This window comes from Edaphosphingomonas haloaromaticamans (assembly GCF_001853345.1).
Classification (GTDB): domain Bacteria; phylum Pseudomonadota; class Alphaproteobacteria; order Sphingomonadales; family Sphingomonadaceae; genus Sphingomonas_E; species Sphingomonas_E fennica.
This window is the reverse complement of sequence record NZ_MIPT01000003.1, coordinates 26556-52031: the sequence shown is the minus strand read 5'-3', so window position 1 is coordinate 52031 and position 25476 is coordinate 26556. Positions and strand designations below refer to the sequence as shown.

Here is a 25476-nt window from a genome sequence, read left to right as displayed (position 1 = left end):
GCGTCATCCCCCCCTGGCTGCCATGCGCACCAGATCGCGCAGGCTGGTGTTCGGATCGGCAAGTGCCGTAGCGTCAATCCGCAGTTCCGCCTCAACGAGGCGGCGTGCAAAAGCGAAGCTGCCGGGCGCGGCGATGGCCACGCAGCCAACGACCCGCCCCTCCTGAAGCCGGAATGAGATCGCGCCTCGGCCGTCGGCATCATTGCGCAGGATTATCTCACCGGGGCTGGTGAATTGGCCGGCGGCCTGGATATGCCGTCCGGCGATCTCCGTCCATGCGAGCGGCAGTTGCGGCGTCGGGCGTGCAAAGCCGAGCATGGAGCGCGCTGCAACGGCCGCCTGCTCCTGCGTATTGAGATAGGTTTCCAACGATCGGGCCACCCCATTGCGGACGGGCCATGCGGCAGCATCCCCCGCCGCGAATATCCGCGGGGACGAGGTGGCGCCGGTCGCATCGACGATGATGCCATTTTGGCAGGGAAGCCCCGCCCGCCGGGCGAGTCCGACCTCCGGCTCCGCACCGATGCTGACGAGAACGATATCGGCGGGAAGGATCAGGCCATTGCTCAACTCGACGGCTTCGACCCGGTTGGGGCCGATCAAGCGGGACACGGCTGCGTCGGTTATCGTCGCCACCCCGACATCGTTGAGCCAGGTGCGGCATTGCCGACCAATCGACGGGCCGAGAGCGCGCGCCAAAAGTTCGTCCGAGGCTTCGACTATCGTGACGCTCAAGCCGAGCTTACGCGCCGTCGTCGCCACCTCACAGCCGATCAGGCCGCCGCCCACCACCACCATGGTCTCCGCCGAGCGCATTGCCGCGGCGAGTGAACGGCTGTCCGCCAGGTTGCGCAGGTAATGGACGCCATCCATCGACGGGCCGATTGGGAGCGTCCGCGCCTGCGCGCCCGTCGCGATCAGAATGCGGTCCGCCTGGAAGGCTGGACCGCGCTGGAAAGCGATCCAGCCTTCCGCCGCATCAATATCGACGACGGGGTTGGAGGGCAGCAGCTCGACCCCGGCCTCCTCGATCCAGCCGCTTTCAACCAATGGGAGGGGATGCTCCAGCTCGCCTGCCAGGACTGCTTTGGACAGAGACGGCCGGTCATAGGGCGCAACGCCTTCGTCGCCGATCAGCAGGATGCGCCCGTCATACCCCTCTGCCCGCAGCGTTTGTGCCGCACGCGTGCCGCCGAGCCCGGCGCCGATGATCGCGATCGCCCCGATCATGCCGCGACGGCGCCAGCCGAAAGGTCTACTAGAACATTGTTCCCCTCGATGCGCACCGGATAGAGCTTAAGCGGTTGTGTCGCCGGGGGGGCACAGACTTTGCCCGTCCTCAGGCAAAACTTCGCCATGTGGAGCGTGCATTCGACCATATCACCGTCGACATAGCCTTCAGCAAGCGACCAGTCGCCATGCGTGCATTTGTCCTGCACCGCCAGGAAGGTCCCGTCGACGTTGAAAAGTGCTACCGGCTCCTCATGCTCGATACGAAGCCCTTCCCCAACAGCAATGTCGGAAGTCATGCAGATGTGAGTAAATGCCATCGCTAGCTCAAATGAAGAAGCTGATGTTGTTTGCGAGGAGGGTTGCCTGATCGATCAGGAACGTCCTCGCCGCAATCTGGAAGCCCAGGGCATTGTCCGCACGGCGCAAGATGTCCCGTCTTTCCCCAGAGATGATATCGACCTGTCGCTCCAGACGACCCCGATAGACCAGAACTGCCGCGCTTACGACGAACGACATGTCGTCCGAACCCGGCTCGATCAGGACGTTGCTGACCAGATGCCGTGTCCGTGATGGCGGATCCTCCGACCAACTCGAGCTGGAGCGGAGCTTTCGTACACGCGCCTTCATCGTCTGCTTGTCGTCATCGAAATAGGCGCTCTCATGATCGTTCGAATATTCAAGCGACTGCTCCCGCCGCGAACGGTTCGTGCGCAGAGGCATGAAATAGCGAATGTCATCGGCAAGAAGATCAATCCACTCTTCGAAGCGGCGGTTGTCCAGAAGAGCCGCCTCGCGATAGAGGAACTGCTCGACTTCGTGCTGCAACTCGACGCCCACCCTTCCCGCGTCGACGCGCGTCTGCTTATTCGGCTGCATGTGCCACCTGCTTCGGGCTGAGGGTCGACCAGGTCGGCTCCGTCATCATGCGCAGCCAATGAGCGTAGAAGCCGCGCGCTGCATTCTCGGAAAAGACATAGCCGACACGCCCCGGAAAGCGGGGATCGCCCGCAAGGCTTTGGCCAAGTCCCATCTGCACGTTGAAGCGCGTCTTGCGCGCCTGATGTCCGCGAAGAACGCGCTGGATCTCGATCCAATTCTCGCCGTCATCTTGTTCAAAGATGCCAGCCGCCGAAAATGCGCGGAGGCAGCCGACGCGAATTTTCTCCTTCACGTCCTCGGGAGCGGCAGCATCGACGATCGTGAACGCCCATACCTCGATCTCGTTCGGACCGCGCGGGTGCCACACACGTACCGTATTGACACCAGGCAGGAACGACAGTGTCGGAAAGACCGTCATGTGCGAGCCGCTCATCTCACGCGCACGCAGAGGTCCCAGCCGCCGCTCGGCATCGGGCGCGGAATCGACACACCAGTAATGCGCGGCTTCGGGGCCGACGGTGCTGGCCATGATCTTTGGGCCGCCTGGGCCAAGAAAGAAACCGGCGCCGTGACCGCCCCATTCGGCGCGAAACTGCACCCCTTCCAGCCCGACTTTCACCTCGCTGGGCGGAACATCCTCGGGCGTCATCGCCAGCATGCCGGAAAGGTGGGAAACGGGGACGTGATACATGTCGCTGCAGAACTGCTCCGCAGCGAACTTCCAATTGCAGGGAATGACCCACTTATGGACACCGCCGATCATCTCGGTGCCACCTTCGGTACGATCGAGCATCGTATCCATGTAGAAGGTTGCCTCGCCTAGACAGTCCGTCAGACTCGGCGCATCCGCATCCCAATTGCCGAAGATGAGCCCCTTGTAGCTTTCCACCCGCGGCACGGCAGCGGGGGACCATTTACACTTGTCGATCGTACCATAGGCCTCCTGCTCCAACGGAACGTTGACCAGCTTTCCGGCGATGTCGTAGGCCCAGCCGTGATAGCTGCAGGTGAAGGATCGGGCATTTCCCCCGTCTGTACGGCAGATGCGCATGCCGCGGTGGCGGCATTGATTGAGAAAGGCTTTGACGCTGCCGTCCCGTTGTCGGGCGACGATCACCGGGTCCTCGCCCATATATGTGGTGAAATAATCACCCGCCTTCTTCAATTGGGATTCATGGGCGAGAAACAGCCAGGAACGACCGAATACCCGCTCCATCTCAAGATCATAAAGTTCTTGATCAGTGTAGATACGGGAGTCGACGGTGCCGTCGCCTTCGTCGATCAGCGCTCTGATATCCGCTTCGTGCCAGCTCTTCGGCTTTAGCGCGGCATCCTCCACGGCTTCAGTCTTTTGTCGGAACATTGATTACCCCACTCGTTGGCCAAGGGACGACGCCACTTGTTAAGCACGGAGCGTGCCAAACACGATCAGCAATGGCTTTGTGCATTGCGGGATGGCTTTGTGCATTGCGGGAGTGCCGCTCTCCCACTTAGATGAGGCGACGATTTTTGCAGCGCAACATTTATGCTAACCGCGGGAGGGAAAATATATTCACGTTTTGAAGAAACAGATTCATGAAATCATGACTTGGAAGCGAGCCTTTTCCTCACGCGATAATCCAGTTGTGGCCTCGTGAGACCGAGAAGCCCTGCCGCTCTCGATATATTTCCGTTGCTCCTTTCGACCGCTGCCTTGAGCAGCCTATCCTCAACGTCCGAGAGTGCTATCTTCCGGTCGAGAAGGTCCGCCAGAAGTGCATCGAGATCACGGGGCGCCGGTGGCTCGCCAGCCTCCGCTGGAGCGCTGGCCATCTTGTGAAACGACGACCTTTCGGGGCCGGCCAAATCCGGCCCGATGCCGTCATTGATCGTGAAGAGATGCGCGACATCGATCGGGCTGCCTTCGTCCGCGAGGATCAACCCGCGCTCGATCACATTCTCAAACTCTCTGATGTTGCCGGGCCAGGCATAATCGTAGATTGCTTGCAGTGCGGCGGGCGTAATGCCTACGATCTTCCGGTCGTGTCGGGCACAGAATTTGGCAAGGCAATGCTCCAGAAGAACGGGAATATCGTCCCGCCGCTCGCGCAAGGGCGGCACCATGATCGGAAATACGTTTATCCTGTAGAACAGGTCTTCGCGGAAACGTCCTTCCTTGATCGCAATCTGCAGGTTCTCGTTGGTTGCCGCGACCATCCGCACGTCGACTTTGTGCGTCGTGGTGCTCCCCAGACGTTCGATTTCGCCTGTCTGCAGGACGCGCAGGAGCTTGCCTTGCGCCGTCAGCGATAGGAGCCCGATCTCATCTAGGAAGAGCGTGCCCTTGTCGGCGACCTGGAAGCGACCTGGCCGAGTCTTGGTCGCGCCAGTAAAGGCGCCTTGCTCCACCCCGAACAATTCGGCCTCGAGAAGCTGCTCTGGTATGGCGGCGCAGTTCACCTCGACGAATGGCTCATGCGCTCGTCGGCTGGCACCATGCACCTCACGTGCGAGCAGGCTCTTGCCTACCCCGCTTTCGCCCAAGAGGAGCACGGTGGCGTCGGTTGGGGCAACGCGGTTGATCTTATGCATTGTCGTGATGAACGCCACAGAAGCGCCCACCGCGGCGGTCGACGAAGCCGGCACACCGAGCGTAGGTCGGGCGCGCGATGCCGCCTTGGCGCGGTCCGAAGCGCTCCCACGACTGCTGTTCGTCGAAATTGGGTGCGCGAGAAGATATCGAAGGTCCTGCTCGGGATCGTCCCAATGTTCGGCCGGCCGGGCAATACTACGGCATTGCGCATGCCCCATGGCTCGGCACTCGACCTCCCGAACCAAAATGCGTTTCCCCATGAACGCACTGGCGTAGCCTGAGGCATATCCGATCTCCATCCAGCAGGCCGGAAGGATACCAGTCCCATAGGCGTCGATGTGGATGTCGGCCTCGGGTGAATTGGTCCAGATGAATTCGCCCCAATGATGGCCGCTGGCTTGATCCATCTCGAAACGGACCGTCTCTATCGGTCCGAAACCTTCGAGCGCGAACACCTGCGGCCCGACCATGAAGGCCTGGGTTGGCTGGTCATCGGGACGCAACTCGCGCGCCATCGCCGCGTCCTTGGACCCCGCGAGATATCCCATGCGCGTGATAAGGCCGCGCGCGACGTCCATGCCGAGCGAAGCCACCAGTTCCTGGCGCAGCGCTCCGAACACATCCGAGTGCAGCAGAAGCATCCGGCGCCCGGCCAGCCAGATCGAACCATCCGAACTGTCGAAGTGCAGCTCACCCAGAATGTCACGGACCGGTGACCCGCCGCCTTTAAGGCTAATGAGATGGGGGGGCGCAGGCTGCTCGCTTCCCTGCGGCTCCCCTGTCTTGCCCGGGGCCAGGCCTTCCAGGCTGCCGCGATGGGGAGAGCGAAGCATGTGCCGCCTATTCCGCCGCAACGCCCATGACAGACCCGGCTTCACGCCGCTCGATCACCAATGCATGAAAGCTACGCAGATGATCCATCATCTCGAGTGATGCGGCTCGTGCATCACCACTGCGGATCGCCTCCGCAATCCGCACATGCCGTTTTGCGCAATGAACCATCTCGTCGCCGTCAGGTAGGAGCTCCTGATCCACGACCGTATGGATCAGGATGGTGCAGCGGGCGATCTGCTCGTCCATCGCGACATTGCCGACTGCGGCGGCGATCGCTGCATGAAATTCGCGATCCTGGACATGGAAGGCATCGCAGTTTCCTGCCTCCGCGGCGGCCAGGGAGGCTCGGGCGGCGGTGAGGATCCGGTCCTTCTGGGCGTTGTTTGCCCGTTCCGCGGCACAGACGGCAATATGGATCTCGAGCGCTTCGCGGATCTCCATTGTGGCCCGAAGTGCCTCGGCCGACAACAGGACGACTCGATACCCCCGCTTGCCGCTCGGTTCGACGAGGCCTTGCTGGCGCAGCCGCAGCAGAGCCTCGCGGACGGGAGTCTTGGAGACATTCAGCTTTTCGGCCAGGGCTTGTTCCGTGATCTGTGTGCCAGGTGCCAGGTTATGTTCGACGATCGCATCAAAGATCCGATGATACACGACATCCCCGATCGCCGGCGCACTTTGAACCGAATCCATCGACACTCCCATCCTTAATTGATCCAGACCGCTGCACGCGGCCGCACAAGATCCCTCTCCTGTCAGCTCAGGTCAATTCACTTGACGGCCTGCTGTATCATATCTCATATCTCGTATCCCAAGCACAATATGTAACAATGGAAGGATATGCGGTGACCGGTGTGGAATTGCCGAGGAACTCCGTCAGAACCGGAGACTACAACACCAATTTCATCGAGGCGGGGAAGGGCGAGCCGCTCATCCTGATCCACGGTGGAGGCGCGGGTGCCGACGCGCGCGGCAACTGGAAGGGATCGCTGCCACTGTTCGCCGAGTCGGGCTTTCGGGTAATCGCCTATGATATGGTCGGCTTCGGCGATTCGGATGCGCCCGATCCGGCGAATTTTACCTATGATCAGGACGCGCGGATCACGCAGCTCATCGCCTTTCTCGACGCGCTCGGCCTCGAGCGGGCGAACATCGTCGGGAACTCAATGGGCGGCGCGACTGCGCTCGGTGTGGCGATGCGCCGTCCCGAGCGGCTCAAGAAGCTGGTGCTGATGGGCAGCGCCGGCCTCAGCCACCAGACGACAGGGGCGTTGTCGGCCATTCTAAACTACGACTTCACCGTGCCGGGCATGCAGCGCGTGATCGAGGCCTTGACCCATTCGGATTATTCGCCGCCTCCCGAGTTCGTCGCCTATCGTCACGCCCTTTCGGTTCGGCCGAACGTGCAGGCAGCCTACAAGGCGATCATGGGAACCATCAAAGCGGCCGGCGGCCTCTTCTATCCGGAGGAAGATGTGGCCCGCGTCAAGGTTGAGACTTTGGTCGTCAACGGCAAGGACGATAAGGTCGTGCCGATGAGCGAGGGATACCGCTTCCTTGAACTGCTGGAAAATTCGACGGGCTGCTTCCTACCCCGCTGCGGCCATTGGGCGATGATCGAGCATCCTCAGCTCTTCGCCGAGATAACGTCGTTCTTCCTTAAACGCTCCTGATCTCGAGGCGAACGGCAGCCAAGCAAGCTGCCTATATCCAGATAGCCGGGGCGACGCCGTCGTCCCGGCAACATGATCCTCGCACGGCCTCCGTTGAGGCGNACAGCACGCTTGAATGCTTTCCGTTATTGGGTGCCGGGTTGTGGGGCTTCCGGTATTAGAGCGGCTACCACTCAGGTGGCACCACTTCGAGACCTTATAGGCACTCCACTGAGGCTGCAGCCGGCATTCCAGCAGCTTGAAGTCGTAGAGTTTACGAGGAGAGAGAACGGACATGCCGCGAGACACTGTCGTGATCAGTGCCGACGAGTTTGAGAACCTCAAACGCCGCCTTCCTGCGGCGACCTCTGCAGGGCTGTTCGAGACATATCGGATCAGCGAAAGCACCTGGCGAAAGCTGCGCCAGGGCAAGCCCGTGGCACGCGACACCCTCAGCCGGATCTTTGATCGGTATGAGCAGCTGTCGGACTGCAGGTAACCCCGTCTCTCGCCGAGATCGCGGCGGTTCGACCCGAGTGGAAACCGGTTTAGCCGATCGGCTCGGGGTTCATGCTTCTATCCGTGATCGGCGCGGACGTCGTCACATGGCGGTCGGAAGATCAGGGCAGCCGATCTCGAAAACGACGTTGATCGCCAAAGCGGTTGGCGACTTGACCCTGACCAGCCTCCCCTTGCCGGTCTCCCTGAGGGACCACTACGTAGCTGACGATCGGCACCGCTAAAGTCGGAGCAGCTCCGCCATTACCGCTGGCAGCTTCGACGCCTGGTCCGCCGTCGCTGCCCTCCAAGCGACATGAGCGTCCGGCCGCACGAGCACCGCGCCGTTGTCGCTTACCTCCCTGACGGCGCGCCACTGGAGCAATGGGTCGCGGAGCATGCCATGGCTCGTGCCGATCTCGTGCACCGTGATCTGCACGCCGGTGCGCTCCCTCGCCTGCTCGGCCGCCGCACGCCAAGGTGCCCCACCCCCGGGGCCAGTGAGCAGAACGAAGCGGCCATGGCCCACGACGTCGAGGGTGGATACGGTGCGCCGTCCAAGCTCGATCCACGCGTGCGGCAGGCGCGCGCCCGGCCATGTGGTCGCCTGGTAGCAGATATCGCTTGGCCCCGGAGGTATCGGCTCGGGCGTACCGTCATCAACCCTGGCGCCCACACGATATCGATAGCCAAGTTCGACCCCAATTGCATTGAAGCCGAAGTCCTGAAGCTTTACCGCCTCATCCAACGCCGCCCGACGCGCCCTCGCCTCTTCAGTATCGTCGCTGAGGGTTAAAACCCGCTCCCAACGATCCTCTGTGCTTTGGCCCGGAACGATCCCGATCGCCGCAGGAATGGCGCCCATCTCAAACAGGGTGCGATTGGCACGCTCCACGATCTGGCGGCCGATCGGTGCTCGCTCGGCACTATAAGTATCGAGGAGCGAGGAGCCGGCCTTGCCGTCCAGCACGAACTTGAGCTTCCATGCGAGGTTGAAGGCATCGGCGATGGACGTATTCTGGCCGAGGCCGTTGGTCGGAGGGTGCCGATGCACCGCGTCCCCCATGCAGAGCACCCGTCCCTGCCTGTATTCAGGGGCATAGAGACGGTTCACGCTCCATACCGATGCATCGATGATCTCGAACGGCGTCGTGCGATCGCCGATCGCTGCCCGAACCCGCGTTTCCAGCACGCTGCGGTCTTTGGGGTCGAAGGGACGGGCCGGATCTATCACCCAGCTGGCTCTGTTGCAAAAATCGTGAAGCTTGAGCATGCTTGGCGGAGATTGAACGGATGGAGCGATGACGGATTTCAAGTGGCGCCATTTCCAGGGTGATGTGATCCTGTGGGCGGTGCGCTGGTATTGTCGCTATCCGATCAGCTATCGCGACCTTGAGGAAATGCTGGCGGAACGCGGCATTTCGGTCGACCATACGACGATCTATCGCTGGGTCCAGCGCTACGCCCCGGAGATGGAGAAGCGGCTGCGCTGGTTCTGGCGGCGTGGCTTTGATCCGAGCTGGCGCCTGGATGAAACCTACGTCAAGGTGCGGGGCAAGTGGACCTACCTGTACCGGGCAGTCGACAAGCGGGGCGACACGATCGATTTCTACCTGTCGCCGACCCGCAGCGCCAAGGCAGCGAAGCGGTTCCTGGGCAAGGCCCTGCGAGGCCTGAAGCACTGGGAAAAGCCGGCCACGCTCAATACTGACAAAGCGCCGAGCTATGGTGCAGCGATCACCGAATTGAAGCGCGAAGGAAAGCTGGACCAGGAGACGGCCCACCGGCAGGTGAAGTATCTCAATAACGTGATCGAGGCCGATCACGGAAAGCTCAAGATGCTGATCAAGCCGGTGCGCGGTTTCAAATCGATCCCCACGGCCTATGCCACGATCAAGGGATTCGAAGTCATGCGAGCCCTGCGCAAAGGACAGGCTCGTCCCTGGTGCCTGCAGCCCGGCATCAGGGGAGAGGTGCGCCTTGTGGAGAGAGCTTTCGGCATTGGGCCCTCGGCACTGACGGAGGCCATGGACATGCTCAACCACCATTTCGCAGCAGCCGCCTGATCGGCGCAGAGCGACAGCCTACCTGTGACTGCCGCCAATCTTTGCAACAGAGCCCTCGCAGTATCCATTCTCCCATGGCGATCCGGGGGCGATGTAGAGCGTCTTCACGCCGACCTTCGCCAGCCATTCCTGCACCGCCGTCGCGATAAATTCCGGGCCATTGTCGGACCGGATATGCGCGGGCGGACCGCGCGTGACGAACAGTTCGGCCAGCGCCGCCAGCACATCGTCGCTCTTCAGCTTACGCGCCACGGGCAACGCCATGCACTCCCGGCTCGCCTCGTCGATGATCGACAGGATGCGGTATTTGCGACCATCGTGGGTGCGACCCTCGACGAAGTCATAGGACCAGACGTGCCCGGGATATTCCGGCCGAAGCCGGATGCACGATCCGTCGTTCAACCAGAGCCGCCCGCGCTTCGGCTGCCTTTGCGGCACCTTGAGCCCCTCGCGTCGCCAGATGCGCTCGACCCGTTTGCGGTTCACATGCCACCCTGCATTGCGCAGCAACGCCGTCACTCGGCGATAGCCATAACGACCATATTGCCGCGCCAGCGCAATGATATCCGCGGTGAGAGCTGCTTCGTCATCGGCCCCGCGAGGCACCTTGCGCTGTGTCGATCGATGTTGCCCGAGCACGCGGCAGACCCGTCGCTCGGACACCGGCATCATCATTCTGATGTGATCGATACAGCGCCTTCGGCGCGCGGGGCTCAGAAGTTTCCCCGGGCGGCCTCCTGCAGGATCAGTTTGTCCAGCGTCAGGTCAGAGATCGCACGACGAAGCCGCGCATTCTCTTTCTCCAGGTCCTTCATTCGCCGCGCCTGATCGGTCTTCAGGCCGCCATATTCCTTGCGCCACCGATAATAGGTCTGCTCGCTGACCGCGATCCGGCGACACGCTTCTGCGGTCGTCGCACCCTGCGCCAGAACAACCTCCGCTTCACGCAGCTTGCCGATAATCTCTTCCGGGCGATGCTTCTTGCTCGGCATTCATAATCTCCTTCGAAATCCAAAATATCATCAATTTTGGACCACTCAGAAGGAGGCAGATCAGTTGGGCGCGGCCGGCGGGCGATAACCGGCTTTTCCTCAATGGAATGCTTCACGTGCTGCGGGTCGGCTGTCCCTGGCGCGACATGCATGAGCGATACGGCAAGTGGAACTCCGTCTATGTGCGCTTCCGTCGCTGGGCCGAACAAGGTGTCTGGGATGCCCTGCTGCAAACACTGGTCGACCTGGGTCTGACCGACGACTGGCAACACATGATCGACAGCACCAGCGTTCGCGGCCACGTCTCGGCAGCGGGCGGAAAAGGGGGGCTTGTGCGAACGCTCTTGGTCGATCACGCGGCGGCTTTACGAGCAAGATCCACGCCCGTTGCGACAATCAGGGACTGCCTGTCGGCTTCATCCTGACCGGCGGCGAGGCTTCCGACTACACCGCTGCCGAACCGCTGATGGCGATCCCCGTCGCCACACCCACGGCGCTGCTCGCGGACAAGGGTGTGGATCGGCGCTGGAACGGGCCCCTCCTACTTCACGATCTATCATTTTGAATTGCCGTAAAAAGTTGGTTTTGACCGGGGTCCCGATCGGCGCCGATCGGGACCCCGGCATGCGCCAGTATAAGGATAGAAATCAATGCATTACCTCCCGTCAGAGCGGGTCCCACTCCAACGCTGCTTCACATCCCGGCCGAAGGCAGCCTTCGCTTCGCGCTTGCCCGAGCGCACGGCCTCAATGAGACCACTCTCATCCTCGATCGGGCGCATGCCGCGTCCACCGCCGCCCCAACTCGCCTTGAGCATCAAAGGATAACCGATATCTGCCGCGATCATTTTGATCGCAGTTTCATCGTCGGGCAGCGGTTCACTCGCCGGGATAACCGGCACACTGACGCTAACCGCTATGTTACGCGCTGATACCTTATCGCCCAGGCTGTGCATTGTCGCAGGGCTCGGACCAATGAAGGTAATACCTGCGTCGGCACAGGCTTTTGCGAAATCAGGGTTCTCGGACAGAAATCCATAACCAGGATGGATTGCATCTACGCCAGCGGCCTTCGCGATTTCGATGATCCGCGGGCCATCCAGATAGGCTGCAATCGGTCCAAGACCCTCACCCAGATGATAGGCCTCATCCGCCTTGAACCGATGGAGAGAAAGCTTGTCCTCCTCTGCATATATTGCAACCGTTCGTATCCCTAGTTCCGTAGCAGCACGAAAGACACGGATCGCGATCTCGGAGCGGTTGGCGACAAGAATCTTTCTCATCGCGCGGAGCTCCGCTGCTGCGCAAGGTTCTCAAAGTCATTGCCCATCGGCTGCCGACCTTTGCTTGATCATATCGAGCGCGACATCGACGATCATGTCCTCCTGGCCTCCGACCATCTTGCGGCGACCCAGTTCCACAAGGATGGCGCGGGTATCTATGCCATGTTCCCCGGCAGCCTTTTCAGCGTGGCGCAGGAAGGAGGAATAGACACCGGCATAGCCCAGCGTCAGCGTTTCGCGGTCAACGCGTACCGGGCGGTCCTGCAGCGGACGCACCAGATCCTCGGCGGCATCCATCAGGGCATAAAGGTCGCAGCCATGGTTCCAGCCCATGCGGTCGGCAGCGGCGATGAACACTTCGAGCGGAGCGTTGCCTGCCCCCGCGCCCATGCCGGCAAGGCTCGCATCGACCCGGACCGCACCATTCTGCACCGCGACGATGGAGTTGGCGACACCAAGGCTGAGGTTGTGGTGCGCGTGCACGCCGCGCTGCGTTTCGGGCTTCAGTACCTTGTCGTAGGCGGCAACGCGCGCCGCGTAGTCATCCATGCTCATCGCGCCACCACTGTCGGTGACGTAGACGCAATGCGCGCCGTAACTTTCCATCAACTGGGCCTGTTGGGCCAGCGCTTCCGGGCTGGTCATGTGGCTCATCATCAGGAAGCCCGAGACGTCCATGCCCAAGTTGCGCGCCGCCTCGATGTGCTGCTTGCTGACGTCCGCTTCGGTGCAGTGGGTCGCGATGCGCACCGAACGCACACCCAACTCATAAGCGTGCTTCAGATCGTGGACTGTGCCGATGCCGGGCAGAAGGAGGGTGGTCAGCACCGAGTGTTCCAGCACTTCGGCCACGGCGCCGATCCAGTCCCAATCGGTGTAGGCGCCAAAGCCGTAGTTGAAGCTGGAGCCTTGCAGGCCGTCGCCGTGGGCGACTTCGATCGCGTCGACCTTGGCCCGGTCAAGTGCGCGGGCAATCGCCTGGACGTGGTCCAGACCATACTGGTGACGGATAGCGTGCATTCCGTCACGCAGAGTGACGTCCTGAATGTAGAGCTTTTGCTGGGTCGGGTCGAAAGTCATGCTGCCGCTCCCCCTTGTATTTCGTTGTCGTGCATGCGGTTCGCGATCTTCTCGGCCGTCTTGAGCGCGGCAGAGGTCATGATGTCGAGGTTGCCGGCATAGGCCGGCAGGTAATGGGCCGCGCCTTCCACTTCGAGGAAGACGGAGACCTTGAGCCCGGTGAATTCGCCGTCCATTTCCGGGATGCGCAGCGGACGGTTGGAGCCGATATGCTCAAACTGTACGGCCTGCTTCATGCGGTAGCCGGGGACATAGCTCTGCACTTCGGCGACCATGTCTTCCACCGACTTGCGGATCGCATCCTGATCGGCATCTTCGCACAGACAATAGACTGTATCGCGCATGATCAAAGGCGGTTCGGCGGGGTTGAGGATAATGATCGCCTTGCCGCGCGTCGCGCCGCCGACGTCCATGATCGCCTGGCTGGTGGTCTCGGTGAACTCGTCGATGTTGGCGCGGGTGCCCGGGCCAGCACTCTTCGAGGCAATCGAGGCAACAATCTCGCCATAGTGGACCTTGGCCACGCGGTTCACCGCCGCCACGATCGGGATGGTCGCCTGGCCGCCGCAAGTGACCATGTTCACGTTCTTGGCATCGAGGCACACTTCGCCATTGACCGGCGGCACCACGTAAGGCCCGATCGCGGCAGGCGTAAGGTCGACCATGCGCTTGCCAGCGGCGAGCACCAGTTCGCTGTTGCGCTTGTGCGCTCCGGCCGAAGTAGCGTCGAACACGATCCCGACGTCCGCAAACTCGGGCATCCTGATGAGGCCATCGATCCCTTCCGCCGTCGTTGCAACACCCAGTCGCTGCGCGCGGGCGAGGCCATCGGAGGCCGGATCGATCCCGACCATCACGCCCATTTCCAGTACGCCGGAAAGGCGCATTATCTTGATCATCAGGTCGGTGCCGATATTGCCCGAACCGATGATGGCTACCTTGGTCTTGGCCATAATCAGGCTCCGTTGAACGAGAAGGAACAGGTGCCGATGCCGGCGACATCAGTGCGAACCTCGTCTCCGGCGTTCAGCACCACCATCGGGCCGAGGGCGCCGGCCAGCAGAATGTCGCCAGCCTTCAGCGGGTCGCCGCCTGCTGCCAGAGTGCGGGCCAGCCAGGCCGCCGCGTTGAGCGGATTGCCCAGCGCCGCCGAACCGATCCCGGACGAGGCCACGTTGCCGTTGAGCGTCATGGTCATGGCCGCACCCTCCAAATCGAGACCAGCCAGAGGTAGGCCCTGATCGGACAGGACGAAGAACGCCGAAGAGCCGTTGTCGGCGACGGTATCGGCAAAGGTGATCTTCCAGTCGGCAATGCGGCTGTCGACAATCTCGATCGCCGCATGGACCGAGGCGACCGCCGCCGCGACCTGCTCTGCCGTGGTGTCAGCCGATGGCAGGTCCGCGCCCAGAACAAAGGCTATTTCCGCTTCGGCCTTGGCCTGGATGCAGCGCGCCGGATCAAGATTACCGCCGTCCGCAATCTGCATGTCGTCAAACAGGACACCGAAATCGGGCTGGTCGACGCCAAGCTGCTTCTGCACGGCCTCGGCAGTCAGGCCAGCCTTACGGCCAACGATGCCGCGGCCCTGGCTTTCCCAGAAACTTGTGTTGATCGCCTGGACCGCATAGGCCCCGGCCGCATCGGTCGGCTCCAGCCACTCGCGCAGCGGCGGTAGCGTCTCGCCGGTGTAGGCGTCGCGCAGTCGCCTTGCGAGCTCTTCATAATCTGGCTTGAGCATGGTTCTCTCTTTCTAGTCGCCAACGGTCTGGCCTGCCTGGCTGTGCCGATCCGCAATGATGCTGGTCTCGTTCGGGCCGCGCGTAAGGCTGCATATTCAATCGGAGACGCCGCCTTGAGGCGTCTCCGATTGAACGAACTATCGCGCCTTAGCTCAGCGGAATGGGTTCGCTTGAAGCAGCTTCGGCCAGGAAATTGCCAACCAGTTGAACAAATCGACTGGACCGCTCGATCTGAGTCCAATGTCCGCATTCCCCGAAGACATGCAGTTGCGCGCGCCGGATCAGGCTTGCCATGCGATAGGCATCCTCCACACGGATGACCCGATCCTCACGGCCGTGAACAATCAGGGTCTGATGGGGAAGTTTGCGCAGGTCGTCTTCCTGACATGCCAACGAGTCAAACCAGCGTTGGCGTGGGGCCGGGAACATCTGACTGTAGGATTCCTGGAAACCGGGCCGAATACTCGCCTCATAGCGGATCTGGGCGAGTTCGTCGGTTACAAGATCGCGGTTGTATGCGAAAATGTCGAGCATGCGGCGCATGTTCTCAAGCGAGGGCGTGTAGCCCCACACTTCATCGAGCCCTGGCAAGATTGACCCTTTGATGCCGCCGCTGCCCATCAGCACCAAGCGCCGGAACCGATCAGGATGACGGATCGCTGCAGCCAGCGATAGTGCGCCGCCAAACGAGTTGCCGACAAGATCAACCTGATCGAGGCCGAGGGCGTCGAGAAAGCCCAGAAGATGTTGAACCCAAGCTTCAACACCGTATTTGAAGTTTTCCGGACGATCCGTGAAGCCGAAGCCGACCATGTCCGGGGCGATTGCACGGTTCTGCTGCGAGATTTTTGGCAATATCATCCGCCAGTTTGCCCAGGCAGAAACACCCGGACCAGACCCGTGGATGAATACGACCGGAGAGCCTTCTCCCACATCGTGATAATTGGTGCGAATGCCAGCGGCGATCACTGACTTGGATATTTCAGGGTTATCAGTCCCTGCAGTTGCAATGCTTCCCATGAGATTTATTCCTCAAAATTCATGTGTTTGGTTTGGAACAGTCACTCAGGGGAAATGAACTTGTGACCCCACATGCTGATGCTGTCATATCGAACGACCGACCAGGAGCGATCAACGTCGCGCGGTCCGCAGCCGAACTCGACCGCGAAACCGGAAGGGGTGATCCCATAGAAGGAATACATGTGATCGTTCGTATGACGACCAAATGTCAGGAGAATTCGAGAGTCGCGCTCCATACGGTCAATCGCTCGACCAACATCATCAAGCGAAGCAGACTCGATCATGAAATGATGAATGTGTTTGGGGGCCGGGGCAGGCAGCAAAGCCAGGCTGTGATGCCGTCGGTTGCAGTTGAAGAAGTGAAGCTTGTGCTTACCGCCGGGTCCGAGATCCCAGTCGATGATGTCGGAAAGCTCCATCCCGAGACCAGCAACGTAGAATTCCATCGATTTTTCGAGGTCGGGCGTGGCTAGAACGATATGGCCAAATCCCTGCTCACCGGTAACAAATGACGAAACACCGACGGGAGACACAAACGGAACTTCGAACAATTCCGTGGCGCCATAATAGACCTCGATCCTTACACCCGATGGATCGATGACCGACACCAGGTCGATCACGCCGCGATCCGCTTTGAGATCGTCAGGTTCGTTCGTCACTTGATAGCCCATCTGCCGCAAGCGCTCTGCAGTGGAATTGAATGCTGCGGCATCGGCAGCTTCGAACCCGGCATAGGAAATGTCATCCGCTTCACCGCGGTGCACAGCAAGCCGCCACGCGCGCGAATCCAGCCTGTAGCGGTCGGAGTCCTTGCCCTTCGCCGCCGTCATCATGCCGAGCGTATTGTTCGCATATCTGCTCCACGCATCGACATCGGACGCGTCGAAGCCAAGATAGCCAAGGCGATCAACAGTCATCAGATTTCTCCCTCAGTTCCCAATTTCTCTGGCAATCCCACTCCGGCCAGGGCCGCAGAAACCTCATCGAGGACCGACGGATCCTCGATTGTCGGAGGCATGGTCCATGGTTCGCCATTCGCGATTTTCCGGATCGTGCTGCGCAGAATCTTGCCCGATCTGGTCTTGGGCAGTCGCGAAATCGACAGAATGATCTTCGGAGTAGCGATTGATCCAATTCGGCTTCGAACAGCAGATGTTGCCATGGCGGAAATTTCGGCTGATTTCGCAGAAGCGCCATCTGAAACAACGAAGAGTACAAGCGGAACTTCGCCTTTGATGCCGTCGGCAACTCCGACAACAGCACATTCCGCGATTTGATCGACCGTCGAAATCGCTTCTTCGATCGAACCGGTCGACAGCCGATGGCCCGCGACATTGATGATGTCGTCGGTCCGGCTCATGATGAAGACATAGCCGTCTTGATCGATGTAACCAGCATCGCCTGTCTTGTAATATCCGGGAAATTCAGTGAGGTATGATTCCTCAAAGCCGCCATGGTTGTTCCAGAGTGTCTGCAGGGCACCAGGCGGCAGGGGCAGTTTGACAGCAATCGATCCGGTTTCTCCAATAGGAGCGGGTTCGCCTTCTGCATCGAGTATCTGGATATCATAGCCAGGCATCGGCACGGCCGCCGATCCGTACTTGACTTCGATTGTTCCCAATCCGGTCGGATTGGCAGTCATCGGCCAACCGGTCTCGGTCTGCCACCAGTTATCCAGCACCGGAACGTCCAGCGCAGATTCTGCCCATTTGATGACGCTTGGATCGCCCCGCTCTCCGCCGATATAAATCGCACGCAGCGAAGACAGATCGAATTTCTGTGGCAGCACGCCGCCTGCGTCTTCCTTGCGAATTGCGCGCAGGGCCGTTGGGGCCGTGAACAGCAAATTCACCTTGTGCTGCGATATCACGCGCCAGAAGGTGCTCGCATCGGGCGTGCCGACAGGCTTTCCTTCAAAGATGACGGTGGCGCATCCGGCAAGCAACGGGCCGTAGGTAATATAGGAATGTCCCACGACCCAGCCGAGATCGGATGCGGCCCAGTAGACATCGCCTGCACCGATGCCGAAGACATTCTTCATCGACCAAACCAGGGCGACCATATAGCCGCCCTGTTGCCTAACAACGCCCTTTGGCTTGCCGGTCGTACCGGACGTGTAGAGGATATAGAGCGGATCGGTGCTTCGCACTTCGACACATTCCGGCCTGTCGCCACGAGTAATCGCGGCACTCCACTCGGCATTCCAATCGTAATCACGTTCAGGGCGTAGTTCGCAAAAAAGCTGCGGCCGCTGGAGGACGATTACCGCCTCGGGCTTATGGCGACTATTTGCTATGGCTTCGTCGAGCAGTGGTTTGTACGCAATTATCCGGTTCGGCTCCAATCCGCACGATGCCGAAACGACAACTTTGGGTTCGGCATCATCGATGCGAACTGTCAATTCGTGCGCAGCAAAGCCGCCGAAGACAACCGAATGGACCGCTCCCAGACGCGCGCAAGCCAGCATCGCGATGACTGCTTCGGGGATCATCGGCATATAGATGATGACCCGGTCGCCCTTCGCTACGCCATGGCTGCGCAGCACCGACGAAAACAGTTCGACCGCGTCCAGCAACTGCGAAAAGGTCAGTGTCTTGCTGATGCCGAGAATGGCGCTGTCATAAATCAGCGCGGCTTCGTCACCCCGCCCGGCAACGACGTGCCGATCGACCGCATTCCAGCAGACGTTGCACGTTCCATCGGCAAACCAACTGGCCAATCCTTGTGGATCAACGACGCTCTCTGTTGGCGTTGCGATCCAATCCACTGCAGTGGCAGCCGCCGCCCAGAAGCTCAGGGGATCGGCCATCCACTCATCATAGGTTGTGCGATAGTTTGACATGCTCGCGCTCCCGCCCTCAGACCGCAAGAACGATATTGCCGATGGCACTGCCAGACTCGACCCGTTCGTGCGCTTTGACGATCGAATGCAGTGGCAACACTTCGGCGATATTGTGGACGATATTTCCCTGAGCGATGAGGTCATTCACGCCCTGGCAAATCTCGTGACGTCGCGCTTGCGGCAAATGATAGAGGATGAAGAAATCAAACCCGATATTCTTCAGGATGGACTTCGAGAACGGCATCTTGAACTCCCGTTCCGAGCTGCCATACGCGACAAGGCGCCCCTCTTTTGCCAATGCCGCAACATCGAGATCGACGTTGACCGAGAGATCGACCTCGACAATCAGGTCAACACCCGCGCCGCTTGTGGCGTCCATGATGACCTGCAAGGTGCCTTCTGTGCGATAGTTTATAACCCGATCCGCTCCGGCCAGCCTCGCCAATTCGGCCTTCTCCGAACTGCTGACCGTGGCCAATATCCTGGCTGCGCCGAGTTGCCGCGCAAACTGGACGGCGTAATGGCCAACGGCGCCGGCGCCACCCGCGACCAGAACGGTTTTCCCCCGAATATCCCCATTTAAGGTGAGTGCGTGCAGAGCTGTCGATGCAGGGATGCCTAGGCAAGCGCCGATTTCGAACGAGATATCGTCGTGCAGCGGTGCGGTGAAATTCTCCGGCACAACGACATATTCGCCTGCGGTTCCAGTGGTGCGGCCCCACGCAGCATTGAAAATCCACACACGCTCGCCAATCCGGGCAGGATCGACGCCTTCGCCGACAGCATCAATCACGCCAGCGCCGTCGCTGTGTGGGGTGCGTGGAAATCCCCAAGGCGAAGGAATATGTCCGCTTCTGATTTTGACGTCGGACGGATTTACCCCGGACGCCTTTACCCTGACCCGAACTTCGCCAGGGCCCGTTACAGGATGCGGGCAGTCCACAATATCGAGGACATCCGCCGCTTCGCCGATTTCGCCATACTGTGCAGTCCGCATTTCAGTTCCCGTTGTTCAGCTTGCTTGGCGTATCGACCGCTGGCCCTTTCGAAGAACCACGCCGATCAGCTGTTCGATCCAGCCTCGACCGCCCCGCATTGCGCCACAGTTGCGCGGGGCGGCCGGGTTGTTAGAAACTGACCGAAGCCGAAGCCCGTCTTGATCTAGCCGCGTAAAATTGCCGGCCCCTGCGTCGCGGCACCTGCCGTGCCACAACACCTTTCGCGCTCATCTCATTGCCTTAAGAAGCCGGCGTGAATTTTGCCGTGAGGGCATTGTCCATTTCATCGAATTTCTTCGAGGGTTGGATAGCTCCACTGGCCTTCAGCTCTCCATGTCCGGATGCCCCTCGCCCCAGAATGGTGGAAAAAGCGGCTTCAAGGTCAACTGCTGCCGTTTCCGTCAGCGAACCAGCGCGCCACCCGATATAGACGTCGGGCCGTACCAGCAGCGCGCCGCTTTCATCGACCTCGCTGATGCGGGCATAATCGCCATAGTGGTCCTGATAATCCTGCCCCAGACCAATGGTCACAACCTTGATGGGCACGCCCAGTTTGTCTGACACAGCTTTGGCAATTGCACGCCATCCGGCCCCGCTGTTGCCAGTGAGCAACGTAAATTCACCGCCACCGCATACATAGAGTGACGAGATCTTCGATCCGTCCTTGAACAGCCATGCATGGGGCAAGCGAGCGCCCGGGAAGCTGGTGGGCTGATAGTAAATCTCGGCATCTTGCGAGAAGGGCGGCGCAGTCTCGCCTTCAGGCGTCACCACTGCGCAGCTCTGATACCGCTGGTTCATCTCGATTCCAGGGCAGTCATACGTCCGGTAGGTGTCGGCGACAGCCTCCCGAAGCAGTTGTCGCCGCGCAGACAGGTCAGCACTTTCGCCCTTGAGCATTTCAAAGCTGGCAGAGGACACGGCGGGATCGTCGGACAAGGTAGGATTGAGTGCGGCTACAACCTGGTCGTAATATTTCATCGCGCCAAAGGCGGCAGGAACAAACTCTTCGGCCACGGGCACGCGTTCCTGCGAATAGCTTTCCAGCAGCGCCGGAGTGGCCATTCCCTTAAGGACATGGACGAGTTTCCAAGCCAAATTGTAGCTGTCCTGAACCGAGGTGTTCGAACCCAGACCCTTCAGTGGCGGGTGGCGGTGTACCGCGTCTCCGGCACAGAACACACGGCCCTGGTGAAACCGGGTCGCCCAGCATTCATTGAATGCCCACAACGACACCGATTCAATCTGAACGTCGATGCTGTCGTCACCGATCAACCTGTGCATGAGTCGGCGTGCTTCGACATGATCAATCACGGGCGGATTGTTGATGTCGAAAAACGTCGTTGCCAGCCAGCGGGTCCATGGGCGAACCATCCGCAGGGCCCCCATCATCAACCCGCCCGGTGCTTCTCCGGGTGTGAACATCCAGTAGAGCGAGCTTGGGCGATGCTCGACATACTTAGTCAGATCGGCCGTGAAAACGATATTGGTCGCGCCCAGCTTATCCATATCGCCCTTGAAGGGCAGATTCAGCTGTTTCGCGATCGCCGACCGCGCGCCGTCAGCGCCGACGAGATACTTTGATCGCACCGAGTACTCTTCACCCGTCAGCCGATTGCGCAGGACCGAGGTAACGCCCTCATCATCCTGATCAAACTTGACGAATTCGGTGTGAAGCAACACCTCCGCACCCTTGTGTGCAGCGGCACCCAGTAGAATTTTTTCCAGATAGTTCTGCGGCAGATCGACGAAGACTTCCGGGGTCCCAAGGGCATAGTTGAAGCGGCGGCCGGGCTCATGGCCCCAGGTACGCAGGCGGCCGAACTCTTCGCCCGCAAGGCTCTGGCACATCACGTTTTCGCCCATCAACTCGTTAGGCGACGCGTAGAGATTGACGTCATCGATCACACCGAGGTCATGAAAAATTTCCATCGCCCGAGGGTTGGTGATATGAGCGCGGGGTGTCCGGCAGGTCCAGCCATAGCGGTTGGCGATCACCGTGCGAATGCCCGCTTTGGCCAGAGCCAAGGCCATGGTGCCGCCTGCCGGCCCGGTGCCGATGATCAGAACCTCGGTTTCATACGCCGGTTTTTGAACTGCTGAAGTCATCTTGGGTTACCCTTCAAAGTTGGATTGCTTGTCCGGTAATCGGCCTAGGGCAGGCGGAGTGCTTCACGGATGGTCAGCGTTTGGAACGCAGGTCCTGAAGCGGCGCCAATCGGCCCGGTCAGGCGTCGATAAACGCTGCAAGCATGGCATTGAACCGATCTGCATGTTCAAGCTGCGCCCAATGGCCACAGCGGTTGAAGACGATGAGGCTGGAATTTGGCATGACACCCGCCAGGCGCATGCTGTGCTCCACGCCCACGGTCCGATCGTCGCGGCCATGGATCAGCAACGAGGGCGTAGTTGTGCGTGCAAGGCCCGCGAAAACCTCGTCCTGGCCCAGACCATCGATATTCATGGCGGCCGCGCCCTTAAGAAAATTGGACAAATGCGCAGGGTTCGCGAGGGCATTTGCGGAGCGCTGGTTCACCAGTTCATCGGTCGCATAGGCCGGGTCGAAGACCATTACATTGACCAGCCTGCGAAAATTCTCGGGGCTTGGATCAGCATATGTCGCGAAGAGAATCTTGAGCCCCTCTGTCGGGCCACCGGGTTGAAAGAACAGTTGCGGGCCGCCGGGTGCCGGTGCGCCCATGGTAATGCAATGAGTGACCCGGTCGTTGTGCAGTGCGGTCATCATCAGTGCAGCAAGCCCGCCCATCGAATTGCCGACTAGCGCTGCTTTTTCGATACCAAGACCGTCCATGAACAAGCGGGTCGCCTCGACATTGGCGAGAAAGCGGTTCTCCCCGGTTGGGTCATATTCGGACGATTTTCCCCAGCCCGGAAAGTCGAGCAGATAGACTTTGTAGCGCTGGGCCAGCTTCGCGAAATTGGGATTGAAGTTGCTCCAGCCACTGGCTCCTGGGCCAGAACCGTGCAGCATGATCAGCGGGTGCCCCTCGCCAGCCACGTGGTAGTGCAATCGCCAACGCGGCGTATCGATGTATTGGCTGGTTTGTGCTTCCGTTGACATCATGCAATCCTCGATCAGGAGAAATCTATTCCGCGCAGCAACAATGGTGTGCATCGGATGGGAAAGCGCAGCCCCTGGGTGTGGAGAGGGTCACCCAAGGGCCGCCTTCACCGGGACATTAGTATCGGAACGACACCGTTACTCCGTAGGTTGCCGGCATGCCCGCAACCTTGGAGAAGGAATCGATGACGTGCGAAACGCCGTTCCAATAATACTTGTTGGTGATGTTGCGTCCCCAGACTTCCGCACGCCAGCTATCGTTGTTGCTCTTGATGCCCGCACGCATGTTGAGGAGCGCATAGCTATCAATCGCGAACCGCGGATCGCTGCCGAAGGCCGCGACCGTCTTGGAACGATAGTTCACATCCGCCCCAATAAAGCCATTGATCGCGCTTGAGACAGGCACCTCGTAATCGAAGCCGCCCGAAATCTGCCACTTGGGCGTGTTAGGGAACCCTTCGCCCTTGAGATCGACAAGGGTGCCGCCAGAATCGGGTGTCTGGTAGTTCCGCGTCACCTTGGAGTTGATGTAGGAAGCTGCGCCGCGCAGGCTCAGCCCAGCAACCGGGCGGATGGTCGTCGACAATTCGAAGCCCGCTACCCGCGACTTGGGAATGTTCACCAGCTTTGGCAATGTGCCCAGGGGGAAGCCGGTATTAATGAAGCCCAGGATCTGTTTGTCCTGATAATCGTAGTAGAAGGCCGCGCCTTCCAGCGTGACACGGCGATCAAGCAGTGACGTTTTGAACCCGGCTTCATAAGCCAAGACGGACTCTTGCGTTACGGGAATATACTGGGTGACCGAGGCCGACGGCACACCGGCAAAGCTCCCCGCCTTGAAACCCTTCGTTGCGTTGGCATAAAGCAGCAGATCGCTGTTGGGCTTCCAGCTCAGCCCCGCGCGCCATGAGAGATTGTCCTCGTTGAGCGTCCCCGGAACGTTGGTCACGGGCAGGAAGTTCGCGTCGGAAGTAACGCATCCGCCCTTCGGAATGGTGATTGTGGTCGGGACCCCCGATCCGATCGTCTGAAGAAGACTGTAGAGGTTGCCGAAGGCTGTTCCGAAAGACCCGTCGCCCGCATCCAACAGGCAGCCATTGGCGCTGCGACGCTGATCCGTATAACGGACGGAACCCTGCAGCGTAACCTTTGGTGCGATCTCGTAGTCGACGCTCGCGAACACGGCGGCAGTCTTGATCTTCTGATCGTTACGGATGTCGAAGTTACGGTAGCGGTTGACAAACGCCGGCGTGGCGATGCCGGAGTTGCTGCCCGAAACTGTGCCGAGCTGATCTTCGTCCGCAGTATCGCGCTGATAATTACCGCCAACCATCCATTTCAGGCCGGGCGTATCACCCGAAAGGCGCAGTTCCTGCGAAAAGGAGCTGATGTCAGACTTGATCAGGAAAAACAGATCATTGAACGCCACGCCGTCGGAATCATTGGGGTTACGACCGCGGAAGTCAGTGTAAGCCGTGATCGAAGTTAGCGTCACACTTGGCGACAATTCGAGATCCGCCCGCAATGACCCCTGATAGAACCGGTCGTCATGCCGGAAATCGACACCGGGGTCCCAATCCGCAACGCGTGCGTTGTTGGGCGCTCTTACCGCTGTGGCGAAAAAGGCCTTTTCTTCGGGAAAGCCCACCGGGTTGGTCGGCGCATAGGCAATGTACTGCGCGGCCTGGCTGTCGGACTTGTCGATCCAGCCATTCAGGTTGAACTGAAGCTTCAGCTTGTCGCTGGGCTCGACATCGAGCAGCAGGCGCCCCGTGGTAAAGTTACGGCGACCGAGCGTGTCATTGCGTGTCTGGCTATACTGCCAGTCCCCCCGGTCTTCATGGCGAACAGCAAGCCGGGCCTTGACACCTTCCGCCAACGGGCCGCTCACATAGCCATCGACGTCGAACTGATTGAAGCGGCCATACGTGGCGCTTCCGCCGAAGCGGAATTCATCGGTCGGCCGCGCAGCAATGTAGTTGATTGCCCCGCCGGTGGAGTTTTGCCCGAAAAGTGTGCCTTGGGGGCCCTTCAGCACTTCCACCCGCTCAAGGTCGAGTGAGGCGCCAGGCGTCATTACCGAATAGGGCAGCGGAACCTGGTCGACATAGACACTGACGGTCGGACTGACCCCCGTCGAGGTGTCATAGAACCCAATGCCGCGAATGGTGAAGACTGGTGGGCCATAGGCGCTTTGCTGGGCCGTGAAGCCTGGCACAACCCGCTCCAAATCGAACGTTGACGTAACACCCCGCGAACGCAACTGTTCTCCCGTCGCGGCGGTGATGGAAAGAGGCACATCCGACAGCCGTTCACTGCGCTTCTGCGCCGTGACGATAATTTCCCCGATGCCTCCATCGGGTGCTTGATCTGTGGTGCTAGCTTCCTGGGCAGATGCGACAGGTGCATATAGCAATCCTACCGCGAGGGCCAAACCTGCAGCCTGACAACCGGAACGTACGTTCTTATTTTCCATCAGATCTCTCCCAGTGATTGTTCTTTTTTAGCGCCAGGTAGAAACTTGGGCGCTGTCCCGACCGAGATCAGCAAGGACCGTGCCAATTTCGCCAGCGTGCTTTCAGCCGCTTGGCTTGATCACAGAAAATGGCTGTTTGATGGGCGCTATTCGCCATCCTGCTGCACACCGACGGTCGCGGCTGCGTCTGACATTGGTCGTTTCAGCTTGCAGGCATCGCAAAAACTGTGA

The 25476-nt window shown here is 60.0% G+C and carries 21 protein-coding genes and 2 pseudogenes; 4 read left to right on the top strand and 19 right to left on the bottom strand.

Annotated features, from left to right (window positions below; genetic code table 11):
* Positions 1-3: 3 nt before the first annotated feature.
* The 6 genes from BHE75_RS22515 to BHE75_RS22490 form a co-directional block, all read right to left on the bottom strand.
* Positions 4-1230, bottom strand: a complete 1227-nt coding sequence (locus BHE75_RS22515) for an NAD(P)/FAD-dependent oxidoreductase (RefSeq protein WP_070936426.1) — start codon at positions 1228-1230, stop codon at positions 4-6.
* Entirely contained in the window at positions 1227-1550 is a 324-nt protein-coding gene (locus BHE75_RS22510) for a bifunctional 3-phenylpropionate/cinnamic acid dioxygenase ferredoxin subunit (protein WP_070936424.1), read from the bottom strand. Before BHE75_RS22510 ends, BHE75_RS22515 begins: the two co-directional genes overlap by 4 nt.
* 7 nt (positions 1551-1557) lie before the next feature.
* Positions 1558-2109, bottom strand: coding sequence for an aromatic-ring-hydroxylating dioxygenase subunit beta (locus BHE75_RS22505; protein WP_070936421.1), 552 nt, complete (start codon positions 2107-2109; stop codon positions 1558-1560).
* Positions 2096-3451, bottom strand: a complete 1356-nt coding sequence (locus tag BHE75_RS22500) for an aromatic ring-hydroxylating oxygenase subunit alpha (RefSeq protein ID WP_254684575.1) — start codon at positions 3449-3451, stop codon at positions 2096-2098. The genes BHE75_RS22505 and BHE75_RS22500 overlap by 14 nt, the downstream gene beginning before the upstream one ends.
* Positions 3452-3693: 242 nt before the next feature.
* Positions 3694-5517, bottom strand: a complete 1824-nt coding sequence (locus tag BHE75_RS22495) for a sigma-54-dependent Fis family transcriptional regulator (protein WP_084653601.1) — start codon at positions 5515-5517, stop codon at positions 3694-3696.
* 7 nt (positions 5518-5524) lie between these two features.
* Positions 5525-6208, bottom strand: coding sequence for a GntR family transcriptional regulator (locus BHE75_RS22490; protein WP_070936414.1), 684 nt, complete (start codon positions 6206-6208; stop codon positions 5525-5527).
* 152 nt (positions 6209-6360) lie between these two features.
* Here BHE75_RS22490 and BHE75_RS22485 point away from each other — a divergent pair, with 152 nt between their 5' ends.
* Together BHE75_RS22485 and BHE75_RS22480 are read left to right on the top strand one after the other, a co-directional pair.
* Positions 6361-7188: an alpha/beta fold hydrolase gene (locus tag BHE75_RS22485; protein WP_070936444.1), complete on the top strand. Its 828-nt coding sequence runs from the start codon at positions 6361-6363 to the stop codon at positions 7186-7188.
* Positions 7189-7480: 292 nt separating this feature from the next.
* Positions 7481-7666 (top strand): hypothetical protein, encoded by a 186-nt coding sequence (locus BHE75_RS22480; RefSeq protein ID WP_137866686.1) that lies wholly within the window; start codon positions 7481-7483, stop codon positions 7664-7666.
* A gap of 240 nt (positions 7667-7906) precedes the next feature.
* On the opposite strand, the gene BHE75_RS22475 is transcribed toward BHE75_RS22480, so the two are convergent.
* Positions 7907-8980: an FAD-dependent monooxygenase gene (locus BHE75_RS22475; protein WP_139181865.1), complete on the bottom strand. Its 1074-nt coding sequence runs from the start codon at positions 8978-8980 to the stop codon at positions 7907-7909.
* Between BHE75_RS22475 and BHE75_RS22470 the strand changes: the two genes are divergently transcribed.
* The gene (locus BHE75_RS22470) at positions 8967-9731 is read left to right on the top strand and encodes an IS6-like element IS6100 family transposase (protein ID WP_013054031.1); all 765 of its coding nucleotides are present in this window, start codon (positions 8967-8969) and stop codon (positions 9729-9731) included. The genes BHE75_RS22475 and BHE75_RS22470 overlap by 14 nt on opposite strands.
* 54 nt (positions 9732-9785) lie before the next feature.
* Here the strand turns inward: BHE75_RS22470 and BHE75_RS22465 are convergent.
* Positions 9786-10723, bottom strand: a pseudogene (locus BHE75_RS22465) (IS3 family transposase); the annotation flags it as partial.
* Between the two features lie 68 nt (positions 10724-10791).
* Here BHE75_RS22465 and BHE75_RS24315 point away from each other — a divergent pair.
* Positions 10792-11243, top strand: a pseudogene (locus BHE75_RS24315) (IS5 family transposase); the annotation flags it as partial.
* A gap of 135 nt (positions 11244-11378) precedes the next feature.
* On the opposite strand, the gene BHE75_RS23745 reads toward BHE75_RS24315, so the two are convergent.
* The 11 genes from BHE75_RS23745 to BHE75_RS22405 form a co-directional block, all read right to left on the bottom strand.
* The gene (locus tag BHE75_RS23745; protein ID WP_084653593.1) at positions 11379-12005 is read right to left on the bottom strand and encodes a biotin carboxylase N-terminal domain-containing protein; all 627 of its coding nucleotides are present in this window, start codon (positions 12003-12005) and stop codon (positions 11379-11381) included.
* 36 nt (positions 12006-12041) lie between these two features.
* Complete coding sequence (gene dmpG / locus BHE75_RS22450; RefSeq protein WP_070936407.1) at positions 12042-13085, bottom strand: 4-hydroxy-2-oxovalerate aldolase; 1044 nt, start codon at positions 13083-13085, stop codon at positions 12042-12044.
* Positions 13082-14038: an acetaldehyde dehydrogenase (acetylating) gene (locus BHE75_RS22445; protein ID WP_070936405.1), complete on the bottom strand. Its 957-nt coding sequence runs from the start codon at positions 14036-14038 to the stop codon at positions 13082-13084. Before BHE75_RS22445 ends, dmpG begins: the two co-directional genes overlap by 4 nt.
* Before the next feature lie 2 nt (positions 14039-14040).
* Positions 14041-14826 carry a 2-keto-4-pentenoate hydratase gene (locus BHE75_RS22440; protein ID WP_070936403.1) on the bottom strand — a complete coding sequence of 262 codons (786 nt, stop codon included), beginning with the start codon at positions 14824-14826 and terminating at the stop codon, positions 14041-14043.
* A 148-nt stretch (positions 14827-14974) separates the two neighbouring features.
* On the bottom strand, positions 14975-15847 hold the full coding sequence (locus BHE75_RS22435; RefSeq protein WP_070936401.1) for an alpha/beta fold hydrolase: 873 nt from the start codon (positions 15845-15847) through the stop codon (positions 14975-14977).
* Between the two features lie 41 nt (positions 15848-15888).
* On the bottom strand, positions 15889-16764 hold the full coding sequence (gene bphC, locus BHE75_RS22430) for a biphenyl-2,3-diol 1,2-dioxygenase (RefSeq protein WP_070936399.1): 876 nt from the start codon (positions 16762-16764) through the stop codon (positions 15889-15891).
* Positions 16764-18689, bottom strand: coding sequence for an AMP-binding protein (locus tag BHE75_RS22425; protein ID WP_070936397.1), 1926 nt, complete (start codon positions 18687-18689; stop codon positions 16764-16766). Before BHE75_RS22425 ends, bphC begins: the two co-directional genes overlap by 1 nt.
* A 16-nt stretch (positions 18690-18705) precedes the next feature.
* The gene (locus tag BHE75_RS22420; RefSeq protein ID WP_070936395.1) at positions 18706-19686 is read right to left on the bottom strand and encodes an NADPH:quinone reductase; all 981 of its coding nucleotides are present in this window, start codon (positions 19684-19686) and stop codon (positions 18706-18708) included.
* 241 nt (positions 19687-19927) lie between these two features.
* The gene (locus BHE75_RS22415) at positions 19928-21796 is read right to left on the bottom strand and encodes an FAD-dependent monooxygenase (protein ID WP_070936394.1); all 1869 of its coding nucleotides are present in this window, start codon (positions 21794-21796) and stop codon (positions 19928-19930) included.
* Between the two features lie 118 nt (positions 21797-21914).
* On the bottom strand, positions 21915-22769 hold the full coding sequence (locus BHE75_RS22410; RefSeq protein WP_070936442.1) for an alpha/beta fold hydrolase: 855 nt from the start codon (positions 22767-22769) through the stop codon (positions 21915-21917).
* A gap of 118 nt (positions 22770-22887) precedes the next feature.
* Positions 22888-25245, bottom strand: coding sequence for a TonB-dependent receptor (locus BHE75_RS22405; protein WP_070936392.1), 2358 nt, complete (start codon positions 25243-25245; stop codon positions 22888-22890).
* Between the last annotated feature and the right edge of the window lie 231 nt (positions 25246-25476).